General features: G+C 46.8%; 25 protein-coding genes. 11 read left to right on the forward strand and 14 right to left on the reverse strand.

Translation table 11 applies throughout. The features are described from left to right. The first annotated feature begins 115 nt into the window (after positions 1-115). Positions 116-1,144 (forward strand): low-specificity L-threonine aldolase, encoded by a 1,029-nt coding sequence (gene ltaE, locus K4H25_RS12210; RefSeq protein WP_221020770.1) that lies wholly within the window; start codon positions 116-118, stop codon positions 1,142-1,144. Positions 1,145-1,338: 194 nt separating this feature from the next. On the opposite strand, the gene K4H25_RS12215 is transcribed toward ltaE, so the two are convergent. Further along, the gene (locus K4H25_RS12215; protein ID WP_221020771.1) at positions 1,339-1,839 is read right to left on the reverse strand and encodes a TlpA disulfide reductase family protein; all 501 of its coding nucleotides are present in this window, start codon (positions 1,837-1,839) and stop codon (positions 1,339-1,341) included. A 307-nt stretch (positions 1,840-2,146) separates the two neighbouring features. On the opposite strand from K4H25_RS12215, the gene K4H25_RS12220 reads away from it, so the two are divergent. The 6 genes from K4H25_RS12220 (at position 2,147) to K4H25_RS12245 (ending at position 8,669) form a co-directional block, all read left to right on the forward strand. Then, a complete protein-coding gene (locus tag K4H25_RS12220) occupies positions 2,147-2,431 on the forward strand; it encodes a co-chaperone GroES (RefSeq protein WP_173531806.1) in 285 nt (94 codons plus the stop codon). An 86-nt stretch (positions 2,432-2,517) separates the two neighbouring features. Further along, positions 2,518-4,158, forward strand: coding sequence for a chaperonin GroEL (gene groL, locus K4H25_RS12225; RefSeq protein ID WP_221020772.1), 1,641 nt, complete (start codon positions 2,518-2,520; stop codon positions 4,156-4,158). A 166-nt stretch (positions 4,159-4,324) separates the two neighbouring features. Continuing rightward, positions 4,325-5,602, forward strand: coding sequence for a porin (locus K4H25_RS12230; protein ID WP_221020773.1), 1,278 nt, complete (start codon positions 4,325-4,327; stop codon positions 5,600-5,602). A gap of 6 nt (positions 5,603-5,608) precedes the next feature. Continuing rightward, the gene (locus K4H25_RS12235) at positions 5,609-6,025 is read left to right on the forward strand and encodes a hypothetical protein (protein ID WP_221020774.1); all 417 of its coding nucleotides are present in this window, start codon (positions 5,609-5,611) and stop codon (positions 6,023-6,025) included. 8 nt (positions 6,026-6,033) lie between these two features. Further along, a complete protein-coding gene (locus tag K4H25_RS12240; protein ID WP_221020775.1) occupies positions 6,034-7,647 on the forward strand; it encodes a sensor domain-containing diguanylate cyclase in 1,614 nt (537 codons plus the stop codon). 125 nt (positions 7,648-7,772) lie between these two features. Next, complete coding sequence (locus tag K4H25_RS12245; RefSeq protein WP_221020776.1) at positions 7,773-8,669, forward strand: ankyrin repeat domain-containing protein; 897 nt, start codon at positions 7,773-7,775, stop codon at positions 8,667-8,669. 321 nt (positions 8,670-8,990) lie between these two features. Here the strand turns inward: K4H25_RS12245 and K4H25_RS12250 are convergent, their stop codons facing one another. From K4H25_RS12250 to dat, 5 genes are all read right to left on the reverse strand, one after another. Continuing rightward, complete coding sequence (locus K4H25_RS12250) at positions 8,991-9,446, reverse strand: acyl-CoA thioesterase (protein ID WP_221020777.1); 456 nt, start codon at positions 9,444-9,446, stop codon at positions 8,991-8,993. Between the two features lie 217 nt (positions 9,447-9,663). After that, on the reverse strand, positions 9,664-10,656 hold the full coding sequence (gene lipA / locus K4H25_RS12255) for a lipoyl synthase (protein WP_221020778.1): 993 nt from the start codon (positions 10,654-10,656) through the stop codon (positions 9,664-9,666). Positions 10,657-10,678: 22 nt separating this feature from the next. After that, positions 10,679-11,314, reverse strand: coding sequence for a lipoyl(octanoyl) transferase LipB (gene lipB, locus K4H25_RS12260; RefSeq protein ID WP_173534541.1), 636 nt, complete (start codon positions 11,312-11,314; stop codon positions 10,679-10,681). Positions 11,315-11,323: 9 nt separating this feature from the next. Then, positions 11,324-11,623 carry a YbeD family protein gene (locus tag K4H25_RS12265; protein ID WP_182076863.1) on the reverse strand — a complete coding sequence of 100 codons (300 nt, stop codon included), beginning with the start codon at positions 11,621-11,623 and terminating at the stop codon, positions 11,324-11,326. Positions 11,624-11,628: 5 nt separating this feature from the next. Beyond that, positions 11,629-12,504: a D-amino-acid transaminase gene (gene dat, locus K4H25_RS12270; RefSeq protein WP_221020779.1), complete on the reverse strand. Its 876-nt coding sequence runs from the start codon at positions 12,502-12,504 to the stop codon at positions 11,629-11,631. Positions 12,505-12,643: 139 nt separating this feature from the next. Here dat and K4H25_RS12275 point away from each other — a divergent pair, with 139 nt between their 5' ends. After that, positions 12,644-12,910, forward strand: a complete 267-nt coding sequence (locus K4H25_RS12275; protein WP_173531816.1) for an acyl-CoA-binding protein — start codon at positions 12,644-12,646, stop codon at positions 12,908-12,910. Positions 12,911-12,949: 39 nt separating this feature from the next. After that, entirely contained in the window at positions 12,950-13,072 is a 123-nt protein-coding gene (locus tag K4H25_RS16970; RefSeq protein ID WP_255587602.1) for a hypothetical protein, read from the forward strand. Here K4H25_RS16970 and K4H25_RS12280 read toward each other — a convergent pair. The 8 genes from K4H25_RS12280 to fur all read right to left on the reverse strand — a co-directional run bounded on the left by K4H25_RS12280 (position 13,061) and on the right by fur (position 22,339). Beyond that, positions 13,061-16,117, reverse strand: coding sequence for a bifunctional diguanylate cyclase/phosphodiesterase (locus tag K4H25_RS12280; RefSeq protein ID WP_221020780.1), 3,057 nt, complete (start codon positions 16,115-16,117; stop codon positions 13,061-13,063). The genes K4H25_RS16970 and K4H25_RS12280 overlap by 12 nt on opposite strands. Before the next feature lie 271 nt (positions 16,118-16,388). After that, the gene (gene ettA / locus K4H25_RS12285; RefSeq protein ID WP_221020781.1) at positions 16,389-18,056 is read right to left on the reverse strand and encodes an energy-dependent translational throttle protein EttA; all 1,668 of its coding nucleotides are present in this window, start codon (positions 18,054-18,056) and stop codon (positions 16,389-16,391) included. A gap of 146 nt (positions 18,057-18,202) precedes the next feature. Next, positions 18,203-18,577 (reverse strand): hypothetical protein, encoded by a 375-nt coding sequence (locus K4H25_RS12290; RefSeq protein ID WP_221020782.1) that lies wholly within the window; start codon positions 18,575-18,577, stop codon positions 18,203-18,205. A 195-nt stretch (positions 18,578-18,772) separates the two neighbouring features. Next, entirely contained in the window at positions 18,773-19,774 is a 1,002-nt protein-coding gene (locus K4H25_RS12295) for a nucleoid-associated protein (protein ID WP_221020783.1), read from the reverse strand. Between the two features lie 48 nt (positions 19,775-19,822). Then, the gene (locus K4H25_RS12300) at positions 19,823-20,323 is read right to left on the reverse strand and encodes a DUF697 domain-containing protein (RefSeq protein ID WP_221020784.1); all 501 of its coding nucleotides are present in this window, start codon (positions 20,321-20,323) and stop codon (positions 19,823-19,825) included. 130 nt (positions 20,324-20,453) lie between these two features. Then, positions 20,454-21,182, reverse strand: coding sequence for an arginyltransferase (locus K4H25_RS12305; RefSeq protein WP_221020785.1), 729 nt, complete (start codon positions 21,180-21,182; stop codon positions 20,454-20,456). A gap of 18 nt (positions 21,183-21,200) precedes the next feature. Further along, entirely contained in the window at positions 21,201-21,893 is a 693-nt protein-coding gene (aat, locus tag K4H25_RS12310; protein ID WP_221020786.1) for a leucyl/phenylalanyl-tRNA--protein transferase, read from the reverse strand. Between the two features lie 20 nt (positions 21,894-21,913). Further along, entirely contained in the window at positions 21,914-22,339 is a 426-nt protein-coding gene (gene fur / locus K4H25_RS12315; RefSeq protein ID WP_221020787.1) for a ferric iron uptake transcriptional regulator, read from the reverse strand. Positions 22,340-22,446: 107 nt separating this feature from the next. Between fur and K4H25_RS12320 the strand changes: the two genes are divergently transcribed. After that, positions 22,447-22,908 carry an outer membrane protein assembly factor BamE gene (locus K4H25_RS12320; protein WP_221020788.1) on the forward strand — a complete coding sequence of 154 codons (462 nt, stop codon included), beginning with the start codon at positions 22,447-22,449 and terminating at the stop codon, positions 22,906-22,908. A gap of 3 nt (positions 22,909-22,911) precedes the next feature. Further along, positions 22,912-23,712, forward strand: coding sequence for a 4-hydroxy-tetrahydrodipicolinate reductase (gene dapB / locus K4H25_RS12325; protein WP_221020789.1), 801 nt, complete (start codon positions 22,912-22,914; stop codon positions 23,710-23,712). The last annotated feature ends 115 nt before the right edge of the window (positions 23,713-23,827 follow it).

The raw sequence follows: 23,827 nt of genomic DNA on the forward strand, positions 1-23,827 counted from the left end.
CAACATCCCCCGCAAGTGTAATTATTCATCCCGCAAAGCGGCGTCAGAATGATTGACGCCAGCGCGCAGCGAACTTTAGACTGAGGCTCTCCTCTGTTTCACTCTGGCCTTTCTAATGAAAATTCTCGACTTACGCAGCGATACCGTCACCCACCCTACTGCCGCCATGCGCACCGCCATGGCCGAGGCCATTGTGGGTGACGATGTGTATGGCGACGATCCAACGGTCATCGCCCTCGAAACGGCTGCGGCTGAGCGCTTAGGCAAAGAAGCCGCCTTATTCGTGCCAACCGGCACTTTTGGCAATCAATTGGCGATTTTGAGCTACTGCCAACCGGGCGACGAAGTCATTGTTGGCGATGATAGCCATATCGTTTGGCATGAAGTTGGCGGCGCCGCCTTGATTAGTGGCGTACAGCTTAGAACCATCGATAGCGACTTAGGGACGATGAATGCCGAAAAAATCCGCAAAAAAATTCGCCATGGCGTAGATATTCACGAGCCAAAAACCGCGTTAATTTGCGTCGAAAATGCCCATTCCAATGGCCGGGTAATTGCGCTAGAAACCATGCAGCAAATTTGGCAAGTGGCGCAGGCCGAAAGCGTGCCAGTGCATTTAGATGGCGCGCGGGTATTTAATGCCGCCAGCGCTTTACAAGTCGATGTCAAAGCCATCACCCAATATTGCGATAGCGTGATGTGTTGCCTAAGCAAAGGCTTAGCCGCACCGGTCGGCTCGATCTTGGCCGGCAGCCATGCGCTGATTGCCAAAGCGCGCAAAAAACGTAAATTGCTCGGCGGCGGTATGCGCCAAGTTGGCGTATTGGCCGCGCCCGGTTTATTGGCACTCAATGCAATGACTGAGCGCCTAGCGGACGATCATCGCCACGCTAAATTATTAGCCGCGCAATTGGCAAAAATTGACGGCATTGTCATCGATCTGGATTCGGTGCAAATCAATATGGTGTGGTTTAACTTTAGCCGCGAGATTGATGTCGATAAGCTGATGCAAAGCTTGGCCAATGCCAATATTAAAGCCAATCCACCGGAACACGGCGCAATGCGTTTGGTGACGCACTGGCAAATTGAAGAGACCGACCTCGCCCGCGTCAGCCAAGCAATTGAGCAAGGTATTGCTCGCTAAGCTATATTGATAATAGTTTAGATTAAAATACCCAATGGTCCGGGGCGATATTCAGACTTGGTGCTGACGGTTGTAAGTGCCTGCGGCACAGCATCATCACCAAATCTGCACATAGCCTCGTCTGTTGACATTTGATAGCAATAAAAATGGCGCGAATTTCGCGCCATTTTTTACATCTCGCACCACTCAATCAGCTAGGCGCCATGCGCCTGATTCACGATATCAATCAATTGCTGCTCGCTGAGCTCGCCGACGATTTTTTTAATCAAGCGCCCTTTTGGGTCGAGTAAAAACGAAGTTGGCGTTAATTGCACTTCACCAAAGGCGCGCGCAACTTCGCCACTTTGGTCGTACACCATTTCAAAAGGCAGCGGCGTTTTGGCCAAATAGTTTTGAATATACGTCGGGTTGTCATAACTCATCGCCACGGCGATGGTGACTAACTTGTCTTTACCCAGTTTATTTTGCGCATTCACCAACCCTGGCATCTCGGCGATACAACCGGTGCAGCTGGTGGCCCAAAAATTAACCAGCACCACCTTGCCTTGATAATCGGCAATTTGAATCGGCTTACCCGCCATCGTGGTCATCGTTTGCTTGAGCGGCATTTTTTCTGCGGCGCTAAAGGCATTAAACACTAGCGCTGCCGCACCGATCAGTGCTGCAGAGAGTGCAATTTTGAAACCGAGTTTCATTCACAGCATCCTTAATTTGACCAAAGTACTGAGTATTTGGCATTTCAACTGAAAAACAATGCGCCATTTTGAATGGAAAACGACTTAACGTATAGCATGGTTTGCATTGATTTTTTTACGGCTCAGCCCCATACCCCCAATAGCGTGCTGCCCGGCGTGGTGCAATAAAAAAAACCGCGCCAGCTCTTGAAAAAGAACCGCCTCGCCCCTACCATTTAGCACTCAGGCAAGTAGAGTGCTAAACATCTGCTTGTACAAACAAATTTATACCTCTAACGACTGTTCAATACTCAGGAGTTTTAAACCCATGAAAATTCGTCCATTGCACGACCGTGTGGTCATCAAACGTGTTGAAGCTGAAGCTAAAACTGCATCTGGCATTTTGCTCGCTGGTAGCGCCGCTGAAAAACCAGACATGGGTGAAGTGGTTGCTGTAGGTGCTGGCAAAGTATTGGAAAACGGTAGCGTTCAAGCGCTGACGGTTAAAGTTGGCGACAAAGTATTGCTCGGCAAATACGCACAAAGCGTAAAAATCGACGGCGAAGAACTCATCGTTGTTCGCGAAGAAGAAATCTTCGCGATTGTTGAATAAGACTTAAGTAATTCCGAAAATTCGGCGGATTACGCGCAGGCAAAGCTAGCGCTAATCCACCCTACATAATGATTGGAGAATAAAAAATGGCTGCAAAAGAAGTAATGTTTGGCGATAGCGCCCGCGCAAAAATGGTTGCTGGTGTCAATGTATTGGCCAATGCCGTTAAAGTGACTTTGGGCCCTAAAGGCCGTAACGTGGTGCTTGAGCGTTCATACGGCGCACCAACGATCACTAAAGACGGTGTATCAGTTGCCAAAGAAATCGAATTGAAAGACAAATTCGAAAACATGGGCGCGCAAATGGTTAAAGAAGTGGCTTCTAAAACTTCGGACATCGCTGGTGACGGCACGACCACTGCCACTGTATTGGCACAAGCCATCGTGCAAGAAGGCATGAAATACGTTGCTGCCGGCATGAACCCAATGGATTTGAAGCGCGGTATCGACAAAGCCGTGATCACTTTGGTGGCTGAACTTAAAAACATCTCTAAACCATGCACTACGAGCAAAGAAATCGCTCAAGTTGGCTCAATCTCGGCTAACTCTGACGAAATCATCGGCGAAAAAATCGCTGCTGCAATGGAAAAAGTCGGTAAAGAAGGCGTGATCACCGTTGAAGACGGCTCAGGCTTGGAAGATGAACTGGACGTAGTTGAAGGTATGCAGTTCGACCGTGGCTATTTAAGCCCGTACTTCATCAACAATCCAGAAAAACAAATCGCTTTGCTCGACAACCCATTCGTGTTGTTGTTTGACAAAAAAATCAGCAACATCCGTGACTTGCTACCGATCTTGGAAGGCGTAGCTAAAGCTGGCCGTCCATTGTTGATCGTTGCTGAAGACGTTGATGGCGAAGCACTCGCAACTTTGGTTGTGAACAACATCCGTGGCATCTTGAAAACTGTTGCTGTTAAAGCCCCTGGCTTTGGTGACCGTCGTAAAGCCATGCTCGAAGATATCGCAGTCTTGACTGGCGGTACTGTAATTGCTGAAGAAGTGGGCTTGACGCTAGAAAAAGCTGAATTGTCGATGCTCGGCCAAGCTAAACGCATCGAAGTGGGTAAAGAAAACACCACTATCATCGACGGCGCAGGTGACGAGGCAGCGATCAAAGCGCGTGTGGCGACGATTCGTCAACAAGTTGAAGCTTCAACTAGCGACTACGATCGTGAAAAGCTGCAAGAGCGCGTAGCCAAATTGGCTGGCGGCGTTGCAGTCATCAAGGTTGGCGCAGCCACTGAAATGGAAATGAAAGAGAAGAAAGCCCGCGTAGAAGACGCATTGCATGCAACTCGCGCTGCGGTTGAAGAAGGCATTGTTGCTGGCGGTGGCGTTGCATTGCTGCGCGCTCGCTCTACCATCACCGAATTGAAAGGCTCAAACGCTGATCAAGACGCAGGTATCAAAATCGTTCTACGTGCGATCGAAGCGCCATTGCGTCAAATCGTACAAAACGCTGGCGACGAGCCTAGCGTTGTAGTGGCTAAAGTATTAGAAGGCAAAGGCAACTTTGGTTACAACGCTGCGACTGGCGAATACGGTGACATGGTTGAAATGGGTGTACTCGATCCAGCTAAAGTAACGCGTTCTGCCTTGCAACACGCAGCTTCTGTAGCTGGCTTGTTGTTAACCACTGACTGCATGATTGCTGAATTGCCAAAAGACGACGCTCCTAGCATGCCAGATATGGGCGGCATGGGTGGTATGGGCGGCATGGGCATGTAATACCCGTCTTGCCTTGGCAAGCGCATGCAAAAACCGGCACTTTAACGTGCCGGTTTTTTTACGGCCAATAATTGCTGTCGCCAAAGCAAACAAAAACTTACCTTGAAAATAGGTTATTCATCAGCCAAATTGAGAGCAGCGTAAAACTCAATAACAAGGCTGAGTTGTGAAAACTCTCATTTACCTCAGTTTTTTAATATTCTGTGCCGCCACCGCGAGTGCAGAAGAAAATCAACCCGACCTTAATCTTGACGAGAAAGACCTCAGCTCTGCCGATATATTCAGTGTAAGTGGCTTTTATACCTTGGGTATCAATCACAATGACAGCCAAAGTCAATATATTCGCGACCTTTCGCAGTCAAGAACCAATCACAGCCAGACATCGGCCCGAACCGATAGCCGAGTCGGTGTACAACTACTTGCCGATTTCACACCACAATGGAGCGCGGCTCTGCAAGTTACAGCACGTGAAGGCGTTGACTATGCCAATGGAGATGCCGTCGATTGGGCTTTTTTGCGCTATCGTCCCAATGAAAACTGGAGCCTGCGTGTCGGCCGACTCAGCGTAGACATGTTTATGCTGTCTGATTTTCGCAACGTGGGCTACACCTATCCTTGGGTGCGGCCAGTGCAAGATTTTTATGGCTTAATCCCATTTTTTCAATACAACGGTGCCGACCTGCAATTTCGTCAACAATTAGGCGATGGCGAGCTCAAACTCAAAGGAAATCTAGGTCGAATTAGTTCAACACTACGCAGTGGTGTGGGTGATTTTCGAGTTCATGGTGATGACTTAGCCAGTGCTTCATTCGAATGGAGCGATGAGCGCTTTCATCTACGTGCCTCGGTCGGACAAATGAATTTGCAGGGCAAAGTGCCAGGCAGTGATTTACTGTCTAGTGGCCTAGGCCAACTTAGCCCATTTTGGCCCAGTGCCGCGCAAATTCAGCACGATTTAAAAATTAAAGGGCGGCTTAAGTTTTTATTACTGGGGGCCAGTTATGACAATGGCCCTTGGTGGTTCCAAGGCGAATGGGGCCGTATGCAATCGGAAGCAGCAATTTATGGGCATATGGAGGGTGCTTATCTGAGCGCAGCTTATCGCATTGATGCTTTTCAACCCTATATCACACTTAGCCAAGCCAAATCGAAAAATGCGCCTTATCGTGCACCATTACCTCAAGGGCCATTACCCCCGCAGTTAGCAATGGCAAGTCAAAATTTAGCTGCGGGTACCAACCAATTTCTGAATAGTTTATACACCGATCAACAGACTTACTCGATTGGTATTCGCTGGGATTTTCACCCCAGAATGGCACTCAAATTTCAATACGACCGAATTCACGCGGCCGATGGTGGTAAAGGCTTATGGGATAATGGCAATGCTCAGCCAGGGCGATTAAAAGCCAATGTCTTTAGCCTTTCATTTGACGGTTTATTTTAGGCCGACATGATGAAAAATAGCCTACTCATCACACTGATGGCCCTGTGTATAAATTCAGCCAACGCAGAACTTTGGGTGATTACCCATCAGCAAAGTAACGTTTCAACCTTAACCCCTCAACAAGTCAGTGACGTCTATTTAGGCCGACTACTGGGCAACAACACGCCATTACAGCCCATTGAAATTAATTCAGATGAATTGCGACGCCGTTTTTACTTTGCGCTCACTGGCAAACCTTTAGTTAAAATTGATGCATATTGGGCTAGACTGCAATTTGCCGGTCAACAAAAACCGCCACGGCGGCTGGCTGATCAAACTTCAGTCATAAAAAGCATTAGCCTCAATCAAAATCAAATCGGATTTATCGAGGCCAATAGCTTACCCAGCAATAGTGGGGTAAAAGTCGTTCTTAAACTGGAATAAGAATAAATATGGCTTTTCGACAAACCATCCATTACAAACTTTCAGTGACTATTGCGCTGTGTGCGATTTTAGTGGCCTCAATTTCTTCTTTTATTGTGTATCAACTCAATTACGCCAGCGAAATCAAACACAGTTATTCAGACATCAAAAACCTAATGGCGGCGGTTGAAAAAACCGCCGCCGTTGCTGCTTTTAGCGGCAATCAACAAATCGCCAATGATGTCGTTAATAGCTTGATTCTCAACCCATTAATTCGGCACGCCACAATCAATGGTCACAATCACTTACTCATTAGCGCCGGAAAAAAATCTAACGATGTCGAATTAAAACTACCGCTGTACGAGCCGTTAGATGAGCGCAGTATTGCCGGATATATCACCATAGAAATCAACACTTCTGAAATGAATCTCCGTGCCAAAACACGGTCAATCGATACAGCAATTTCCTTATTTATCCTGTCTTTATTAATTGGCTTAGTGGTTTATATTGTCGTTTTTTTTAAGCTCAGCCGGCCTCTTACCCAGCTATCGAGTCGATTACAAACCATCCAACCCGCTACCGATGATCGATTACCCAAATTAAACGACAAAGCCTATGATGAACTTACTCAATTAACGCAACACATTAACTATCTGCTCAATATGGTGAGCGAGGTGATTCATGCCGAACGTGAACTGCGCTTGCAAATTACCAAGCTTGAGCAGCAATTTAGGGGCATTTTTGAAAGTGCCAATGTCGGCATTGGTCTACTGGACGAATCAGGTCGGCTCATCTTAGCCAACCCAGCGTTTGCCAAACTACTTGGCGAAACCATTTATGCCCAAGCACAACAAAGTGGCCAATGGATTGATCGATTATTTGCCCAGCCGTATCGACTTTGGGGGCAAATCTACGCCAGCCTCGAGCGCAATCAAGCGACAACTAACGATTTGCAAACCTGCAATGATTGGCTACACGTGATTATTTCGGCCAGCTATAACGACGAACAGATCCCTTATTACCAATGCTTAATTTATGACATCAGCGATCGAAAAAAACGCGAAGAACAAATGCGGCGTAGCGCCGACTATGACCACCTCACTGGTTTGCATAATCGCCATTCCAGCGAAAAAATCTTAGCGCATTTACTCAGCAACACCATTGCCAGTAAAAATCAGCTAGCAATTTTTATGATTGACTTAGACCGATTCAAATACATCAATGACACGTATGGGCATGAAGCCGGCGATAAAGTGCTGCAAGAAAGCGCCAGCCGTATGAAACAGCACTTTACCCGTGAAGAAGATTTAATTGCCCGTTTAGGTGGCGATGAATTTATGATTGTGGCTTATTTTGAAGATGCAGCTCAACTCACGATCATGGTGCAGGCGCTGATTGACAGCATTAATCGGCCAATTGAAATCAGCAACAAGTGCTTTGATCGGGTTGGCGCCAGCATTGGCATCGCATTAGCGCCTCAGCATGGCACTAGCAGCAATATGCTAATCAACAAAGCCGATCAAGCCATGTATCAAGTTAAGCGCTCAGGCCGTAATGGCTATTGTATTTACGGCAACCCACATTGCTTAACCCCACAACTTCCCTCACAGCATATCAACCCTTCTTTAGACCATGAGTCTTAGTCCCCATTCAATCCCAAGGCAGTAGCTAGGCCAATGTATTTTGTGACGATCGCCGCTTAAACCGTTAAAATACAGGGTTTGTTTCGCCATGAATGCATGGCATGCTCGCTTAATGGAAATACGCTGTGAACCCGCAATTGCTTGATTTGCTCAATGGTCAAGAATCAGACTACCCGCATCATTTGGCACAACTACACCCGCATTTACACGACTTGATTGCTGCGGCATCGGGTAGCGAAGAATTTGAAGACTATTTGCGCTCTTTGCTCATTGATCAACGCGGCAATCGCCAAGGATTTTCTGCTGTTGTGATTTCGGAAATCTTTCGGCTAATTCAAGCTTGTGAGCAAAAAAAACAAGGGTTTAGCGACTCAGCAGCACCAGACGTGTGGGAGCATGTCAAACAAGCCCGCAATCACTTAAACGCCTGCGGCATTGCTTTTAATTTAGAGAGCTTCTTTGCTGCAGCTGAGCGCGGTGAAACGTTAAAGCTAGTGCTGTTTTTAAAAGCCGGCATGAAAATCGACGCGCGCGATCACTACCGAAAAACGCCACTCATTTGGGCGTCATCGTTTGGCCATCTTGCTTGTGTTGGCCTACTACTGGCCAATCAAGCCCAAACCGATCTGGCCGATAGCGGCGGCTATACCGCAATCCATTGGGCCGCAGCCAATGGTCACGCCGAAGTGATTCGCCTCTTACTCGAGCATGGCGCCAACGCCAACCTTGCTAGCCACGCTGGAAAAACCCCACTCATTCAAGCGGCAGCCCGCGGGCAGCGCGATGCTTTAATGCAATTGATGGACGCTGGCGTTGCGCTCAACACCCAAGATGCCGAAGGAAACACAGCGCTGCACAAGGCCATTGAGCAAGGGTATGTGCACGTATCTCAGGCATTAATTCACCATCATGCAGATACCCACCTATTAAATCGAGAACAATGCAGTGCTTTTGATTTAGCCACGCGCCACCCCAATCAGGCCATCCGGCAATTGCTTAAACAACAGCCGATCTCGGCTTAAACTCAAATACAGTTCACTTAACGGCAAGCCCTGAAAACCTAACGCAGCGGCGAAGAGGCGCGGAGGAAATTCAGGGTTTTTCGATTGATTTTCTCTGTACCTTTGCGTCAAAAGCGACACCAGCAATGAAGTAGAGGAAAAAAATGCCGCTCACTTGACTTAAGTGAACGGCATTACGGCTTAGACTCTTTACGTTTAGCCCGCGTCTGCTTTACGCAGCGCAGCCATCGCATGACGATGTGGCGCGTTTCATGCCTTGTTTCAAGCAAAAAATCGCACCGATTTGATGGCAAAAACAATGTTAAATGCCTAAAACACGCCTTATTTTTTCAATAAGCGCACTTCGCGACGTGCTTTGGCTTGTTCCCAGCGCGTCATCGCTTCATCATCGGCCGGAGTTAAAGGCTCGATCGCCAGCGATTGCCCCTCGGCATTCATTGCCACCATCGTAAAATAGCAACTATTGGTATGGCGCTCGGTCTGCTCGCAAATGTTTTCTGCCACCACCCGAATGCCAATTTCCATCGAAGTTCGACCGGTGTAGTTCACACTGGCTAAAAAATGCACTAACTCACCGACATAAATCGGCTGTTTAAAAATCACCTGATCCACCGACAAAGTCACCGCATACGCACCAGCGTAGCGACTGGCACACACATAAGCGACTTGATCGAGCTGCTTTAATAAAGCACCACCGTGCACCTTGCCCGAAAAATTAGCCATATCAGGCGTCATTAACACCGTCATGCTGATTTGATGCTTTGGACCGTCATGCATAATCAAAACCTCAAGGTATATACCGCCAGCTTAACATCGAAAAACTAACGAGCGTTATACCCCATAAAACCGAGGGATTAAATCATGAACAAAAAGCAACATGCATTGGTATTCATGCACGTATATTGCGATATACATAAAAAACGGCGCGCTTTTGTCTATGCAAAAGCAGCGCCGTTTTTAAACTCAATCATATTTCAAGACCGTTTAAAGGTTGTTAAACCCCTGCACCATGCGCTTGCTGATCGGCGTGGTAGCTAGAACGAACCATTGCGCCTACTGCCGCATGCTTAAAGCCCAGTTCATAAGCGTGTTTTTCAAAGACTTTGAATTGATCTGGATGCACATAACGCAGCACCGGCAAATGGCCGTTCGATGGTTGCAGATACTGACCGATGGTGATCATATCAATATCATGCGCGCGCATATCGGCCATCACTTGGAATACTTCTTCATCGGTCTCACCTAAGCCGACCATAATGCCTGATTTGGTACTAACGGCTGGATACAGACGTTTAAATTCTTTGAGCAAATCTAATGAGTGCTGGTAATCCGAACCCGGGCGCGCTTGCTTATACAGGCGCGGTGCAGTTTCTAAATTATGATTCATCACATCCGGTAAAGCGTCTTTGAATGTTTCTAGCGCCAATTCGACACGACCACGAAAATCTGGAACCAGCACTTCGATTTGCGTTTCTGGGCTCAATTGACGGGTGGTTTGAATGCACTCAGCAAAATGCGCTGCGCCACCGTCGCGTAAATCATCCCGATCGACCGAGGTAATGACCACGTATTTGAGCTTTAGCGCGGCAATCGTTTCGCCCAAATGGCGCGGTTCGTTCTCATCGAGCGGATTCGGCCGACCATGGCCCACATCACAGAACGGGCAGCGCCGCGTACAGATGTCGCCCATAATCATAAAGGTAGCGGTACCCTTACCAAAACATTCACCAATATTCGGGCACGTCGCTTCTTCACAAACGGTATGCAGTTTTTGCTCACGCAAAATCTGTTTGATCTCATAAAAGCGGCTGTTATGGCTAGCCGCTTGCACACGAATCCATTCGGGCTTTTTGATTTTGGTTTCAAGCTGAACGATTTTAATCGGAATACGGGCGGTTTTTGCTTCGCCTTTTAACTTAACACCGATTTCTTTACTTGCCGGTTTGCTGATGGGCGCGCTGGCCCCTTCTTTGGTTTGATCTGTCATATCGTCCGAATTACCATACTTTTTATGTGGGTAATTGCTTGATTTGTTGAAGAATTTTGTCGGCCATTTTACCGAACAAATCTGCGGGTGTCTTGTTTATCCCCATATCGAGCATGCGCGTGACTTGCAGGCCTTGATAACCACATGGATTAATTTGCTGAAATGGTGCCAAATCCATGCTGACATTCAATGCCAAGCCATGATAACAACAGCCATTTTTAATCCGTAAGCCCAAACTGGCAATTTTAGCTTCAAAATCAAAGCCCTCACGATGCAGCATCACATACACGCCCGGCGCATCCACTTTGCCATAGGCGGTAATGCCCTCATCAGCTAAAACCGCAATCACGCTGTTTTCGAGCAAGCGCACCAAGTCGCGCACGCCCAATTTATGCCGGCGTAAATCGAGCAATAAATACGCAATCAGCTGCCCGGGGCCATGATAAGTCACCTGTCCACCGCGATCGATCTGCACAATCGGAATCGCGCTTTGGCTCAAAATATGCTCCGGTTTACCCGCCAAACCTTGGGTAAATACCGGCGGATGCTCAAGTAGCCACAGCTCATCTGGCGTGGTGGCATCCCGTTGACTGGTAAATGCTTGCATCGCCTCAAAGGTGGGCAAATAATCGACTTGCCCTAACTGTTTTACAATCAAATCTGGCACTTAAAGCACCATACGAACCATATGATGCGCGCGTAAAGCGGCGTCAAGCGCGTGCACTTGCTCGACATTTTCAAAGGTAATCATCAACGTTAAAGCATGGTAATTACCACTGGTGGAAGCGCGGTGTTCGATTTTGTCTTCAACAAAATCGGCGATTAATCCTTGCGTGACTTGGACAATTTCTTTCACAAATTCAGCATGGCTAATGCTTTTATGACTCACCACTTTTACCGGAATTAAGACTGGAAACGTAACTAAATCTTCCAGCTTCTGACTCGGTATATCTGTAAAACCAACCATTATGCTTACTCCTGTCCACGGTGCATTACCGTCATTTTAAAATTTTGATACAAACCATACATTGTTTTATATATGGGGCCGACTTGGCCATTTCCTACTGCTTGTCCATCTAAGTTCACAATGGCGAGGATTTCTTTGGATGAAGACGTCAACCAGACCTCATCAGCATCGCGCAACATCTGCTCCGTGACCGGCTCGAGCTTAAGTGGTAAATCATGCTGCTGAGCCAGCTCTAAAATCACGTCATAAGTAATCCCTGTGAGCATTAAATTGGACGGGGCTGGCGTATAAATCACGCCGTCTTTAACGATAAAAATATTGCTCGCGGCCCCCTCAGTGAGTACACCATCACGTAATAAAATCGCCTCGGCAACGCCCTCATCCACTGCTTGTTGCTTGACAAGCACATTGGCCAATAAAGAAATGGCCTTAATATTACAGCGCAGCCAGCGAACATCATTGCAAGTGATGGCACTCACGCCACACTCAACGGCCTGCGCCGGTGGCGGTTCAAGCTCATCGGCAAACATCAACACCGTGGGGGTGGCGTGCTCAGGAAAAGCATGCTGGCGCGGATAGGCTGGGCCACGCGAAACTTGCAAATAAATCGATTGATCGACAAAGGTTTGCGCTTGAATCAGGGCTTGAATATGCTCGCGCCACGTTTGCATCGAATACGGATTTTCAATTCGAACTTGGGCTAAATTATTGGCTAGCCGCGCCAAATGCTCATCCAAGCGAAATGCAATCCGCTGATAAACCGGAATCATTTCATAAACGCCATCACCAAATAAAAATCCACGATCCATGACCGAGATTTTTAACTCCGCCAGCGGCGAAAACTGACCATTTAAAAACGCAATTTTATGAGGTATTTGCATGGCAGATCCTATCAAATAAAGCGCCTTTACGACACTGCGTCGCAATGTGGCGCAATTGCTTCGCAAGGGCTTGGAGAGATTTGTATTCTCAGTCTATACTCAGCGGTATTTTCAAACAAACGTTTCATAAGGTGGATCCATGAGCGACTTAGCAGCCCGTTTCAAAACCGCACAAGATGAAGTAGTGAATCTCAATGATGCACCCGACGTTCAAACCAAGCTACGCCTTTATGCACTGTACAAACAAGGTAGCGAAGGCGACGTGAGTGGCGATCGCCCTTCTGCGATTCAATTTGTTGCGCAAGCTAAATACGATGCCTGGGCCAAATTAATTGGCACCAGCACTGACAGCGCAATGGAGACGTATATTGCGCTAGTTGAAGATTTAAAAGCCAAAGACGAATAAACCCCTAGAGGGTATTAACTAAGGCGGTTGACGTTTGCTTTGCCAACCGCGCTTATGCATCATTTGGCCGAAGGCAAAACTCGAAGCGCTGGCGTAGTCATTTTACGCCAGCGCTTTGCAATGCAGCATCAAGCCAAAAGCCAGCAAACCTTAAAGCGTTAAGGCCTTTTTTTGTATTTGCATTAATTCAAATTGCGCGGCAGTGATCGGTTGGCTAAATAAATAGCCTTGAATTGAATCAGTTCCTGCCGAACGCAAAAATGCTAATTGCGCCTCAGTTTCGACCCCTTCGGCCAACACCGACATTCCCAGCGTTTTGCCCAAGCCAATAATGGCCATCACAATCGCCGCATCATTGGGGTCTGTTCCAATATCACTGACAAAGCTTTGATCAACTTTTAACTTATCAAATGCAAACCGCTTTAAATACGCCAAGCTAGAATAGCCGGTACCAAAATCATCCAATGAAAGCTTAACGCCAAGCCGTTTAATCCCCTGCAACGTAAGCATCACCTGCTCCACCTCTTGCATCATGACCGATTCAGTCACTTCAATTTCGAGGTATCTCGCTTCTAGACCGGATTGATCCAGCGCTGATTGAATCAGTTGCAATAAATTAGCTTGATGCAACTGCATCGGCGACATATTGATCGCGATGGTAATTGCTGGCAAGCCAGCGCGTTGCCATTCTGCCGCCAAACGACATGCCTCGAACATCACCCAATTGCCAATTGGCAAAATCATTCGCGACTCTTCGGCAATGGGGATGAATTTTACTGGAGAAACCAGACCTTTCTCTGGATGATGCCAACGAATTAACGCCTCAGCGCCAATCACCACACCGGTCGCAAGACATACCTGCGGCTGAAAAAACAACTCAAATTCATTATTATCTAAGGCATGACGCATGCTAGTTTCTAAAATTAAACGTTCAGAAGCCCTGGCATTCATATCGGCAGTAAAATATTGATAATTATTACGGCCATTGGCTTTAGCTTGATACATCGCCACATCGGCATTTTTGATCAAAACATCGGGATCATGACCATCATCGGGGAAAACGCTAATCCCAATCGACGTCGACGTTGCAAAATTACCCGCTTCTAAAGTAAATGATTGCTGAAACGACGACAAAATCCGGTCAGCCACATCGCCAGCAATCAAGGGATTAGGTAAGTCAGCCAAGACTAAAACAAACTCATCGCCACCAAGGCGAGATAAGATATCTTGCTTGCCGACAATCTGCCTTAAACGCGTAGCCAGCTGTGATAACACCATATCGCCAGCAGAATGACCTAAGGAATCATTAATGGTTTTAAAGCGATCTAAATCTAAAAATAATACAGCGAGTTTTCGATTGTATTTTTCCGCACTGGCCAAGGCCAAACGCAACTCGTCGCGCAATAAATTGCGATTGGCCAAACCGGTAACACTATCAAAATTGGCCAATTCAGTAATTCGATTTTGCGCTTCTTTACGCTCAGTAATATCGGTCATGGTGCCAATTAAACGACTAGGCCTACCTCTTGAATCAAAATCAACAAATTTGCCTCGGGTTTGAAACCAACGAAATTCACCACGCTTAATTTTGCGCCGAAAGTCCACCGCAAATTGCGCCGAATGCCCAGCATAGTAATCACGATAAGCGGCAACGGCTTGCTCTTTATCGATGGGATGTAATTGTTCTTTCCACTTATCAAAAGTCTCGATCAATTCTCCCGGTTCATAACCCAATAAACGATCATATTCCGGGCTGGTAATTGCCGTGCGGCGGCCATCTAATGGCATATCAAATAAACCGGTACTCGAAGCCTCTAAAGCCAAACGCAATTGCTGTTCGGACTTTACAATGACCTCTTCTTGCATTCGCCGTTCCGAAATATCGCGCACCACGGCGCAATTGTATTCTTGGCCTTTAAATAAAATATAACTGGAATGCACTTCACACGGAAATGTTTCTCCTGTGCGAGTTTTCAAGCAAACCTCATCAAATAAATGTCGATCTTGCCGCAATAAATTCCAAAATTTAGGCCAGCTATCCGGTTTAAAGTTGGGATTAATATCGCGAAAACGCATCGCCAATAAATCTTGCTCTGAATAACCAAAACGATGGCATGTCGTGGCATTCACATAGCGAATATGCCCAGCGGGATCAAGCCAAATGGCCATATCTGCGCCGTTTTCAATCGCCACTTTGGTTAAATATAAATCGGCTTCAGTTCTTTCTAATCGGGTTAATTGCCGCAACACATAAATGAGTAAAGCCGATCCGGCCAAAAGCAGCGTCAATGCAATCCCAAGCGTGATATACGTTTCGCGCCACCATGTCGCCAGCACCGCGTCTCGATCAATACCAATTGAGACGCCCATTGGCCAGCCAACAACCCGATGCCAACCATAAATTCGAGCCGCTTGATCCAAAGCAGCGGGCTCATAAAAAATGCCATTTTCGGTGCCGCTAGAAACACGCTCAAAGAAATCTTGATGCGAAATATCTCGTCCAACTTCGCTGGCCAAAAATGGATAACGCGCCAAAGAAATACCATCATCACGAAACAAGCGAATCACGATATTTTTACTGTTGGCCATCGAATTATAAAATTTTTGAAAATAATCCGGATTTAAACCCGCAATGATCACGCCTGAAAAATTCGACTTTTTATCCACGACGGCGGTGACAAATGGAATAACATTTTGTTGCGTAATCGGGTCGCGCTGTTGCTCGGCAATATAGTATTGCGTAGCGGGGTTCGAGCGAGCCACTCGAAAAAACTGCGCATTGAATACATTAACTTTTTCAATGGGGTATTTGGCATTTGAGGCGGCGATTTCGCCAGAATCTAGAGCAAAAGCCATGCTACTGAGCTGTGGATAACGAATGACCGCGCGTTGCAAATAGGCATGTAAACACGCAGCATCTTTAGCGGTGACACACGATTGAAATACTTCATCTTGCTCAATCGTCGACAAGGCAAACATCGTCGACTCCATCGTGCGACCGACATGCTCTTCAAACGCACGCGTTAGCAGCAGCATTTCTTGCTCAGCCTTAGCCAGTGCCGCCTGATAGCTGCGCCAGATTGAAATGCCCTGTATCGCCAAGGTGGTAACAAAAACACAGATAAACACAGCAACTAGAACATGACGAATTCGCCCTAAAGAATCTCTTGATTCTTCTTGCTCAGGATTAGAAAGGGTATTGGCCACGCAGTCTTTCTCGATGAAATAAATAAAGTGAAACCTCAGTGCAGCAAGATTGTGCTTTATTCTGAATATAAAAACACCTATTACCCATCAGTCATGGTTTTTTAGCAATGAATCGCAACGCGACTGCTTCTTGCAAATAAAAAACGCTACAAAAAAAACTAGAATTATTGCAATAAAATCAATGCTGATTTCATTTTCTACATTGGATTAGCGATTGATCGGCAAAAAAAAACAAGGAAGGGATCACCCTTCCTTGTTTTAACCAATACGATTAACGTGTAATTGGCTTATAGCGAATTCGTTTTGGTTTTGCACCCTCTTCACCTAAACGTTTTTTCTTATCCGCTTCATATTCTTGATAGTTGCCGTCAAAGAAATTCCATTGTGAATTACCTTCCGCAGCCAAGATATGCGTTGCAATCCGATCAAGGAACCAGCGATCATGCGAAATAACAAACACAGTACCGGCAAACTCCAGCAAGGCATCTTCTAAGGCACGGAGTGTTTCAACGTCCAAATCATTCGATGGCTCATCGAGCAGCAATACATTGCCGCCTTTGAGTAGCGTTTTAGCCAAATGCAAACGACCGCGCTCACCACCCGATAGATTGCCAACTAATTTAGCTTGATCGCCGCCTTTAAAGTTAAAGCGCCCTAAATAAGCACGGCTGCTCATTTCAAATTTGCCGACGCTGATCACATCATTGCCATTGGCAACGTCTTGGAACACCGTTTTGTCGTTTTCTAAGCCTTCACGACTTTGTTCAACGAACGCCATTTGCACGGTTTGACCGATATCAACTTCGCCGCTATCGGGCGCTTCCTTGCCTGCGATCATCTTAAATAAGGTTGATTTACCAGCACCGTTAGGCCCGATAATGCCGACAATCGCGCCAGCGGGTACATTAAAGCTTAAATCATCAATCAATAAACGCTCACCAAAGGCTTTGCTGACACCTTTAAATTCGATGACTTTATCGCCCAAACGCTCTGCAACCGGGATAAAGATTTCTTGCGTTTCATTGCGCTTTTGATGTTCAAAGCTAGAGAGTTCTTCAAAGCGCGCAATACGTGCTTTTGATTTCGCTTGACGCCCTTTTGGATTTTGACGAACCCATTCCAATTCTTTGTTTAAGGCTTTTTGCCGTGCCGACTCTTGTGATTCTTCTAACTTGAGGCGCTCTTCTTTCTTTTGCAACCAAGTTGAATAATTGCCTTCCCAAGGAATACCATGACCACGGTCCAGCTCCAAAATCCACTCAGCAGCGTTATCCAAGAAATAACGATCATGCGTTACGGCAACGACGGTACCTGGGAAGCGCACCAAAAATTGCTCTAACCATTCAACCGATTCAGCATCCAAGTGATTGGTTGGCTCGTCGAGCAGCAACATATCTGGCTTAGACAACAACAATTTGCACAAAGCAACGCGGCGCTTTTCACCACCAGACAACTGGCCAACGATCGCATCCCATTCTGGCAAACGCAGTGCATCAGCAGCGATTTCCAGTTGCAACTCTAAATTATCGCCAGCACCAGCAGAAATAATCGCTTCTAAACGACCTTGTTCTTCGGCTAAGGCATCAAAATCAGCGCCTTCTTCGGCGTAAGCGACATAAACCGCTTCCAATTTAGCTTGCGCTTCAAAGACTTCACCTAAGCCACTTTCAACTTCTTGGCGCACGGTATTTTCAGCATTCAGTTCGGGTTCTTGAGCTAAGTAGCCAATTTTGATGTTGGGTAAATGCTGAACTTCACCTTCAAATTCTTTTTCAACCCCAGCCATAATTTTCAGAACAGTCGATTTACCCGAGCCATTCAGACCCAGCAAACCAATTTTTGCGCCGGGGAAAAAAGACAATGAAATATCTTTAATAATTTGACGTTTTGGCGGAACAATCTTGCTCACTCGGAGCATAGACATCACATATTGAGCCATGAGTAACCTATAAAAAGTCGGAAATATAATAGGGCTAGAGTTTACCAGTCCCAGTCCATGCCGCGCTATCTTTCATATCGGTCTCAGCCATGGCTTATTTGGAAGTACCAGTGCTGTATTGCTCGGTGGCCTTTACTTTAAATTGCTCAGCAAGCAATACCTGAGCCATTGAATGGCGTGCTCCCCCAAGCCATAACTTGAGTGCCATTGAACGCATTAGCCAGCTTGATTGCGCGTGAGGCAGAAATAAAATCAAGGTCTTGTGCTGGGTTCGCGAGGCGATGCGTCATTTGCGCAATGTGCGTGATCGTGCCATGCCCATCACTGACGATGTACAGCCCGATAAAACGCCGCGCCATCGGACGTAATGCTGCGGGCAATTGGGCAATATGCCTCGCTGATAAAAGTTGCGCCGAGCCACGCCAAGCCGGTTGCACCCATGCTTCAAGCAGTGCTAACGGGATACGTAAAGCTTGTTGTTGCAAAAAGGCATGGTCGGACAAGCGAAAGCGAATTGACATGACGGCGACTCCATATAGAACGTACGTTCACAATACAAGAGCATCGCCGTCAGCGCAAGCCAAAAAAGAACGTTTGTTCTACAAAACAACACCGCCGCCAAGAGGTATTGGTGAATCAAACACCACCTTATTAGGGTATTTGCCGCCAAGCCTCTATACATAAGAACAAGCAGCAGATACCCACAGGAAATGGCATTATTGCTCTAATAAAGCTTTTTTGAGTTTGTCTGGAATATTTGACAGCACCAGCGTATCGCTGTGCTTGTCGTAAATCACCGCACCCGAGCGCAAGCTGGCACGATCAAACTCCAGCTTCCATTCTGGCGCTGCCGCTTTAAAGCGCATCAACGGTTTAATCGCTCGGCGATCCGGAACAAAACCATCGACGAGCCCAAGATCGTCATGCTGCAGTGCGTCCTGTAATGCCTGTGGCGCATCAGGATAAATTTGGCTGGCGACCTCGGCTAAATTCACTTCGCCCTGCTCATTACCCATTTCATCGAGTAAATTGTGCGCACGCTGAAAAACTTCGTCACGATCTTGCGCACTTAAGGCTTGCTGCTCGACAAACTGTTCCAGCCCTTTAACTAGCTTTTGAGTTTCTTTAAGCGGCGTCACCATATCGTTACAGCCTAAAAACAATTTGAAATACGCCGCCACATCGCCACGCCCGCGCAAAAAGCTCACATAACGCTCACCACCGGCTTGCCATACGCCCAAATCAATTCGCCCTGCAACGCGCAAATGATCCATATCCAAGTGAATGCTGTCTTCAAGGTGCATATCGGCATTGACGGCAGTACCAATCACTTCGCCGACCAAGGCGAAAAAGAGAAAGTCCATCGCGCTATTGCTAACGTGAGCCATCAAGACATAAGCGCCGCTGGCCTCTGGCTCTTGCTCAGCGCGCACTTGCAACTGCGCGATCGCCTGCTGAGAAAACCCAAGGAAATCGGCATCATCTACGTAGCGACGAACCAAGGCCGGCATCGGATATTCATGCTCATCTTCTTCAAACTTGCCAAAGCCTTTGCCATTGCGACTGCCGTATAGCTGGCATAGATGGTCGACCAAACGCTGCGCCGCACTATTGATGGGCATTTCAGTCGAGCTTAATGCCACTCGCGCTGGGCCATTGGGCTCTTTATGTAATTGATGAATGATTAAATGCTGGATGGTATTGGGTGAGGTCGACATGCAAGAATCCTTAAATCAGATTCCCTATTATCCCACCGAATGCAGTGACTAGATATCGCGAGCTGTCGTTTCATGCTCAAAGGTCGTATTGCCTTGCAGCTGAATCAGCACTTGGCAGCAGTCATCAATATGGGCGTTACCCAGCATACGCATCGCACCATAGCTAATTCCGGCCGCAATGGCCGAACCTAAAAATGGTACAAATTTAGCAGCTTGTTTACTCACCAGTCGCACCCCAACACGCTTCAGCGCCAACAGCAACAGCTCTTTGGAGAGGTATTTACCAATTAAACTCGAGCTTAAGGAGCTGACAATGACGAAAACACGCTGTTTCATTAATGGATTAAGTTGCTCAATTTGCGCAGGGGTTAAGCCAAATTTTTGATTAATCTGATCGATCATCCGCGACATAATCGCGACGTCGGCACCGACATCGAGCCCCGGAATCGGCACAATGGCAATCGCGCCCGACACCATTGACTGCTTGGCCACCAAGGCGCGGCATTCAACTCGAAGTTGTTCGATTTCAGACAAAGTCATCGTTTGCATTGGGGGCCTTTTTTTCAAAAATCACTGACCGATAGACTCAACACACAGCCAAGAGTTCCTACAAAGCCACACCCACTCAAAGGACTTAAGTAGGTATTTATCTCTAGGCTATATCAATATTCGTACAGAACTATATACCCTTCAATAGCTGCCATTTACCATTGAGCAAACCTTCAATCGGTCGATACTGGGTTTTGTATTCCATTTTGCGGCAATCTTTAATCCAATACCCCAAATACACATATTGCAAACCCAGCTGCTTGGCCAAACCAAGCTGCCATAACACATTAAAAACCCCCAAACTACGCTCGGGTAAATCGGGATCAAAAAAGGTATAGACCGACGACAGCCCATCATCGAGTTGATCGATCAAACTAACCATCACGACCACGCCGTTTTCGGTAAATTCGGCCAAAAAGCTCGCCACTTGGCTTTTTAAAATAAAGCCACGGTATTGCTCATGCCCGTCCTGATCCATACCGCCACCGCTATGCCGAGATTGCTGATAGCGTTGGTATAACAAGAAATGCTCTTCGCGAAACTCAAGTTCCATAATCCGCACCTTGAGCGATTCATTGCGCTTTAATGCACGGCGCTGACTTCGGCTAGCGACAAAATCCAGTACCGGCAAACGCACTGCAACGCAGGCTTGGCAATGATCACACCACGGCCGATACACAAACGAACCACTACGACGAAAACCTTGCTGAACTAATTGGCTATAAGCGCCAGTGGAAATCAACTCAGAAGGCACCGCAACTTGTGAGCGGGCAGCCTGATCTTCTAAGTAACTACAAGGATATGGGGCGGTGGCATAAAACTGCAATTGAACTGTATGCTTACGAAATGTATCGTTCATGCGACACCTATAGACAAGCTAATTGGTATGGGAGTATGACCACGGCCCGAGTGGACTAGGCTGGGCAAGCTGAACTTCTAGCTTAGCAATAAATTCATCACGAGCAATCTCTCTCGCCCCAAATCGCGCCAAATGTTCAGTATGCATTTGACAATCAATCATGACAAAACCCGCCGCAGCGAGCCATTGCACCGCGTGCACAAAGGCGATTTTTGACGCGTCTGAACGACGCGCAAACATGGATTCGCCATAGAACATTTTGCCAATGGCCACGCCATATAAACCGCCGACGAGCTCATCATCCATCCAGCATTCAAAGCTATGTGCCAGCCCTTGTTGATGCAAAGCACGATATGCAGCCAACATCTCATCACTAATCCACGTTGCCGCAACACCGCCCCGCGGGGCGGCACAACCTTGCATCACCGCACTAAATGCCGTGTCAAAAGTCACACGATACGGACGATGACGCAATACTTTTCGTAACGATTTCGGAATAATCAGTTCAGCGCTAAACAAGACCATGCGTGGATCGGGACTCCACCACAAAATCGGTTCATTGGGCATAAACCACGGGAATATGCCCTGCCGATACGCCATTAAAATGCGCTCTGACGACAAGTCGCCCCCCGCCGCTAATAAACCACTGGGTTCTTTGAGCGCCAAACTTAACGGCGGAAAAGGCGAATGATGATCTAACCACGGGATCATAGTAGGGAGATCACAAAAAACTATTTCTTGGCTTTAATTTGGCAAGGATTACAAATCCCATAGATATACATTTCGTGATCTTGAATTTCAAACCCATGCTTAAGTGCAATCGCGTCTTGGCGGGCTTCGATTTCTGGATCAAAAAACTCTTCAACCGCACCGCATTTCACACAAACCAAATGATCGTGATGCTCTTCTTGTTTTAATTCAAAAACGGCTTTGCCTGTTTCAAAATGATGACGCTCCAAAATCCCTGCTTGCTCAAACTGAGTGAGCACTCGATACACGGTTGCCAAACCCACGTCAATTTCTTCAACCAATAACATGCGATAAACATCTTCGGCAGTCAGGTGGCGAGCGCCACTGGTTTCAAACAGATTCAAGATCTTTAATCTTGGCCCTGTTGCCTTCAAACCCATGCCTTTTAATTCAGACGCTTTGCTCATTGTTCTACCCTTCTTTGTTCCCCAATCGTGCGGGAGTTACACAATCCGGTTATGATATAGCGTTTCCCGGTGACGCGCACCGGCATCCACGAGCGAATCAAACCAAGATGAAGGCCAGACTACTTACCGCATTTGTGACCGGCAGCTTATTATTAAGTGGCTGCAGCGTGGTCAATTTTATCACCCCTTATAAATTAGATATTCCGCAGGGCAATGAAATCACCGCCAAGCAAGTTGCGTTGCTGCGCGTAGGAATGACCCGTTCGCAAGTTCGTTTTGCCCTTGGCACACCCTTGCTGACCGATCCATTTCATAAAGATCGCTGGGATTATATTTATCGGGACACCCGAGGTGGAAAGGTTAAAGAGGCCAAAAACTTTGTGGTTTTCTTTAATGAAAACAGCCTAGTACGCTGGGATGGCGATTATTTGCCGGATCCAACAGCAACACCAGCTGAGAAAACTCGGCCATTGCCACCTACCAATGATAATTTATTGATGGCAGTCGACCCGAGCAATCCTGACTCAAAAATCATCGAAGTGAAACCGCTATTAAATGAAGGGTTTTAAACCATGACGATTAAAATCGCCATTGCTGGTAGTAGCGGTCGTATGGGCCGCATGCTCATTGAAGCAGTACACGCTGCGGATGACGTTGAACTGAGCGTCGCCCTTGATCGCGTCGGTAGCGGCGCTATTGGCCAAGATGCTTGCGCGCATACAGGAAAAAATTGTGGGGTTTTAATTACCGATCAATTATCGGCATTGCAAAATGCGGATATTTTAATTGATTTTACCCGTCCAGAAGGCACACTTGAACACCTAATTGTTTGCCAACAATACGGCGTAAAAATGATTATTGGCACCACCGGTTTTGATGAAGCAGGTCGCGCCATGCTTGAAGCCGCCAGCCAGAAAATCGCGATTGTTTCAGCTTACAATATGAGCATTGGCGTCAATCTGGTGTTTAAATTACTTGAGATTGCTGCTGGTGCACTGAGCCATGGTTATGATGCAGAAATTGTTGAAATGCATCACAAACATAAAGTTGATGCGCCTTCAGGCACTGCGATTGCCATGGGACAAGCGATTGCCAAAGCATGGGATCAGTCACTCAACGAGATTGCGGTGTGGTCTAGAGAAGGGATTACTGGCCCACGCGAAGATGGCAAAATTGGTTTTGCAACGCTACGCGGTGGCGATGTGATTGGTGATCATACGGTTGTCTTTGCAGGAGAAGGTGAGCGGATTGAGATCACTCACAAAGCCAGCAACCGCACTATTTATGCCCAAGGCAGCCTACGTGCTGCTCGGTTTTTACAGCATAAAGCAACTGGCCTTTACGATATGCAAGAAGTATTAGGCTTAAAATAACACGAGTCATTATTCGCATTTATTTTGATGAGTACACAATAAAAAACGAGGCATTAAGCCTCGTTTTTTTAATGCAAAAACATTTTTCAATAAATAGAACCAAAACTTGATCAAA

The organism is Deefgea piscis, assembly GCF_019665785.1.
GTDB lineage: Bacteria > Pseudomonadota > Gammaproteobacteria > Burkholderiales > Chitinibacteraceae > Deefgea.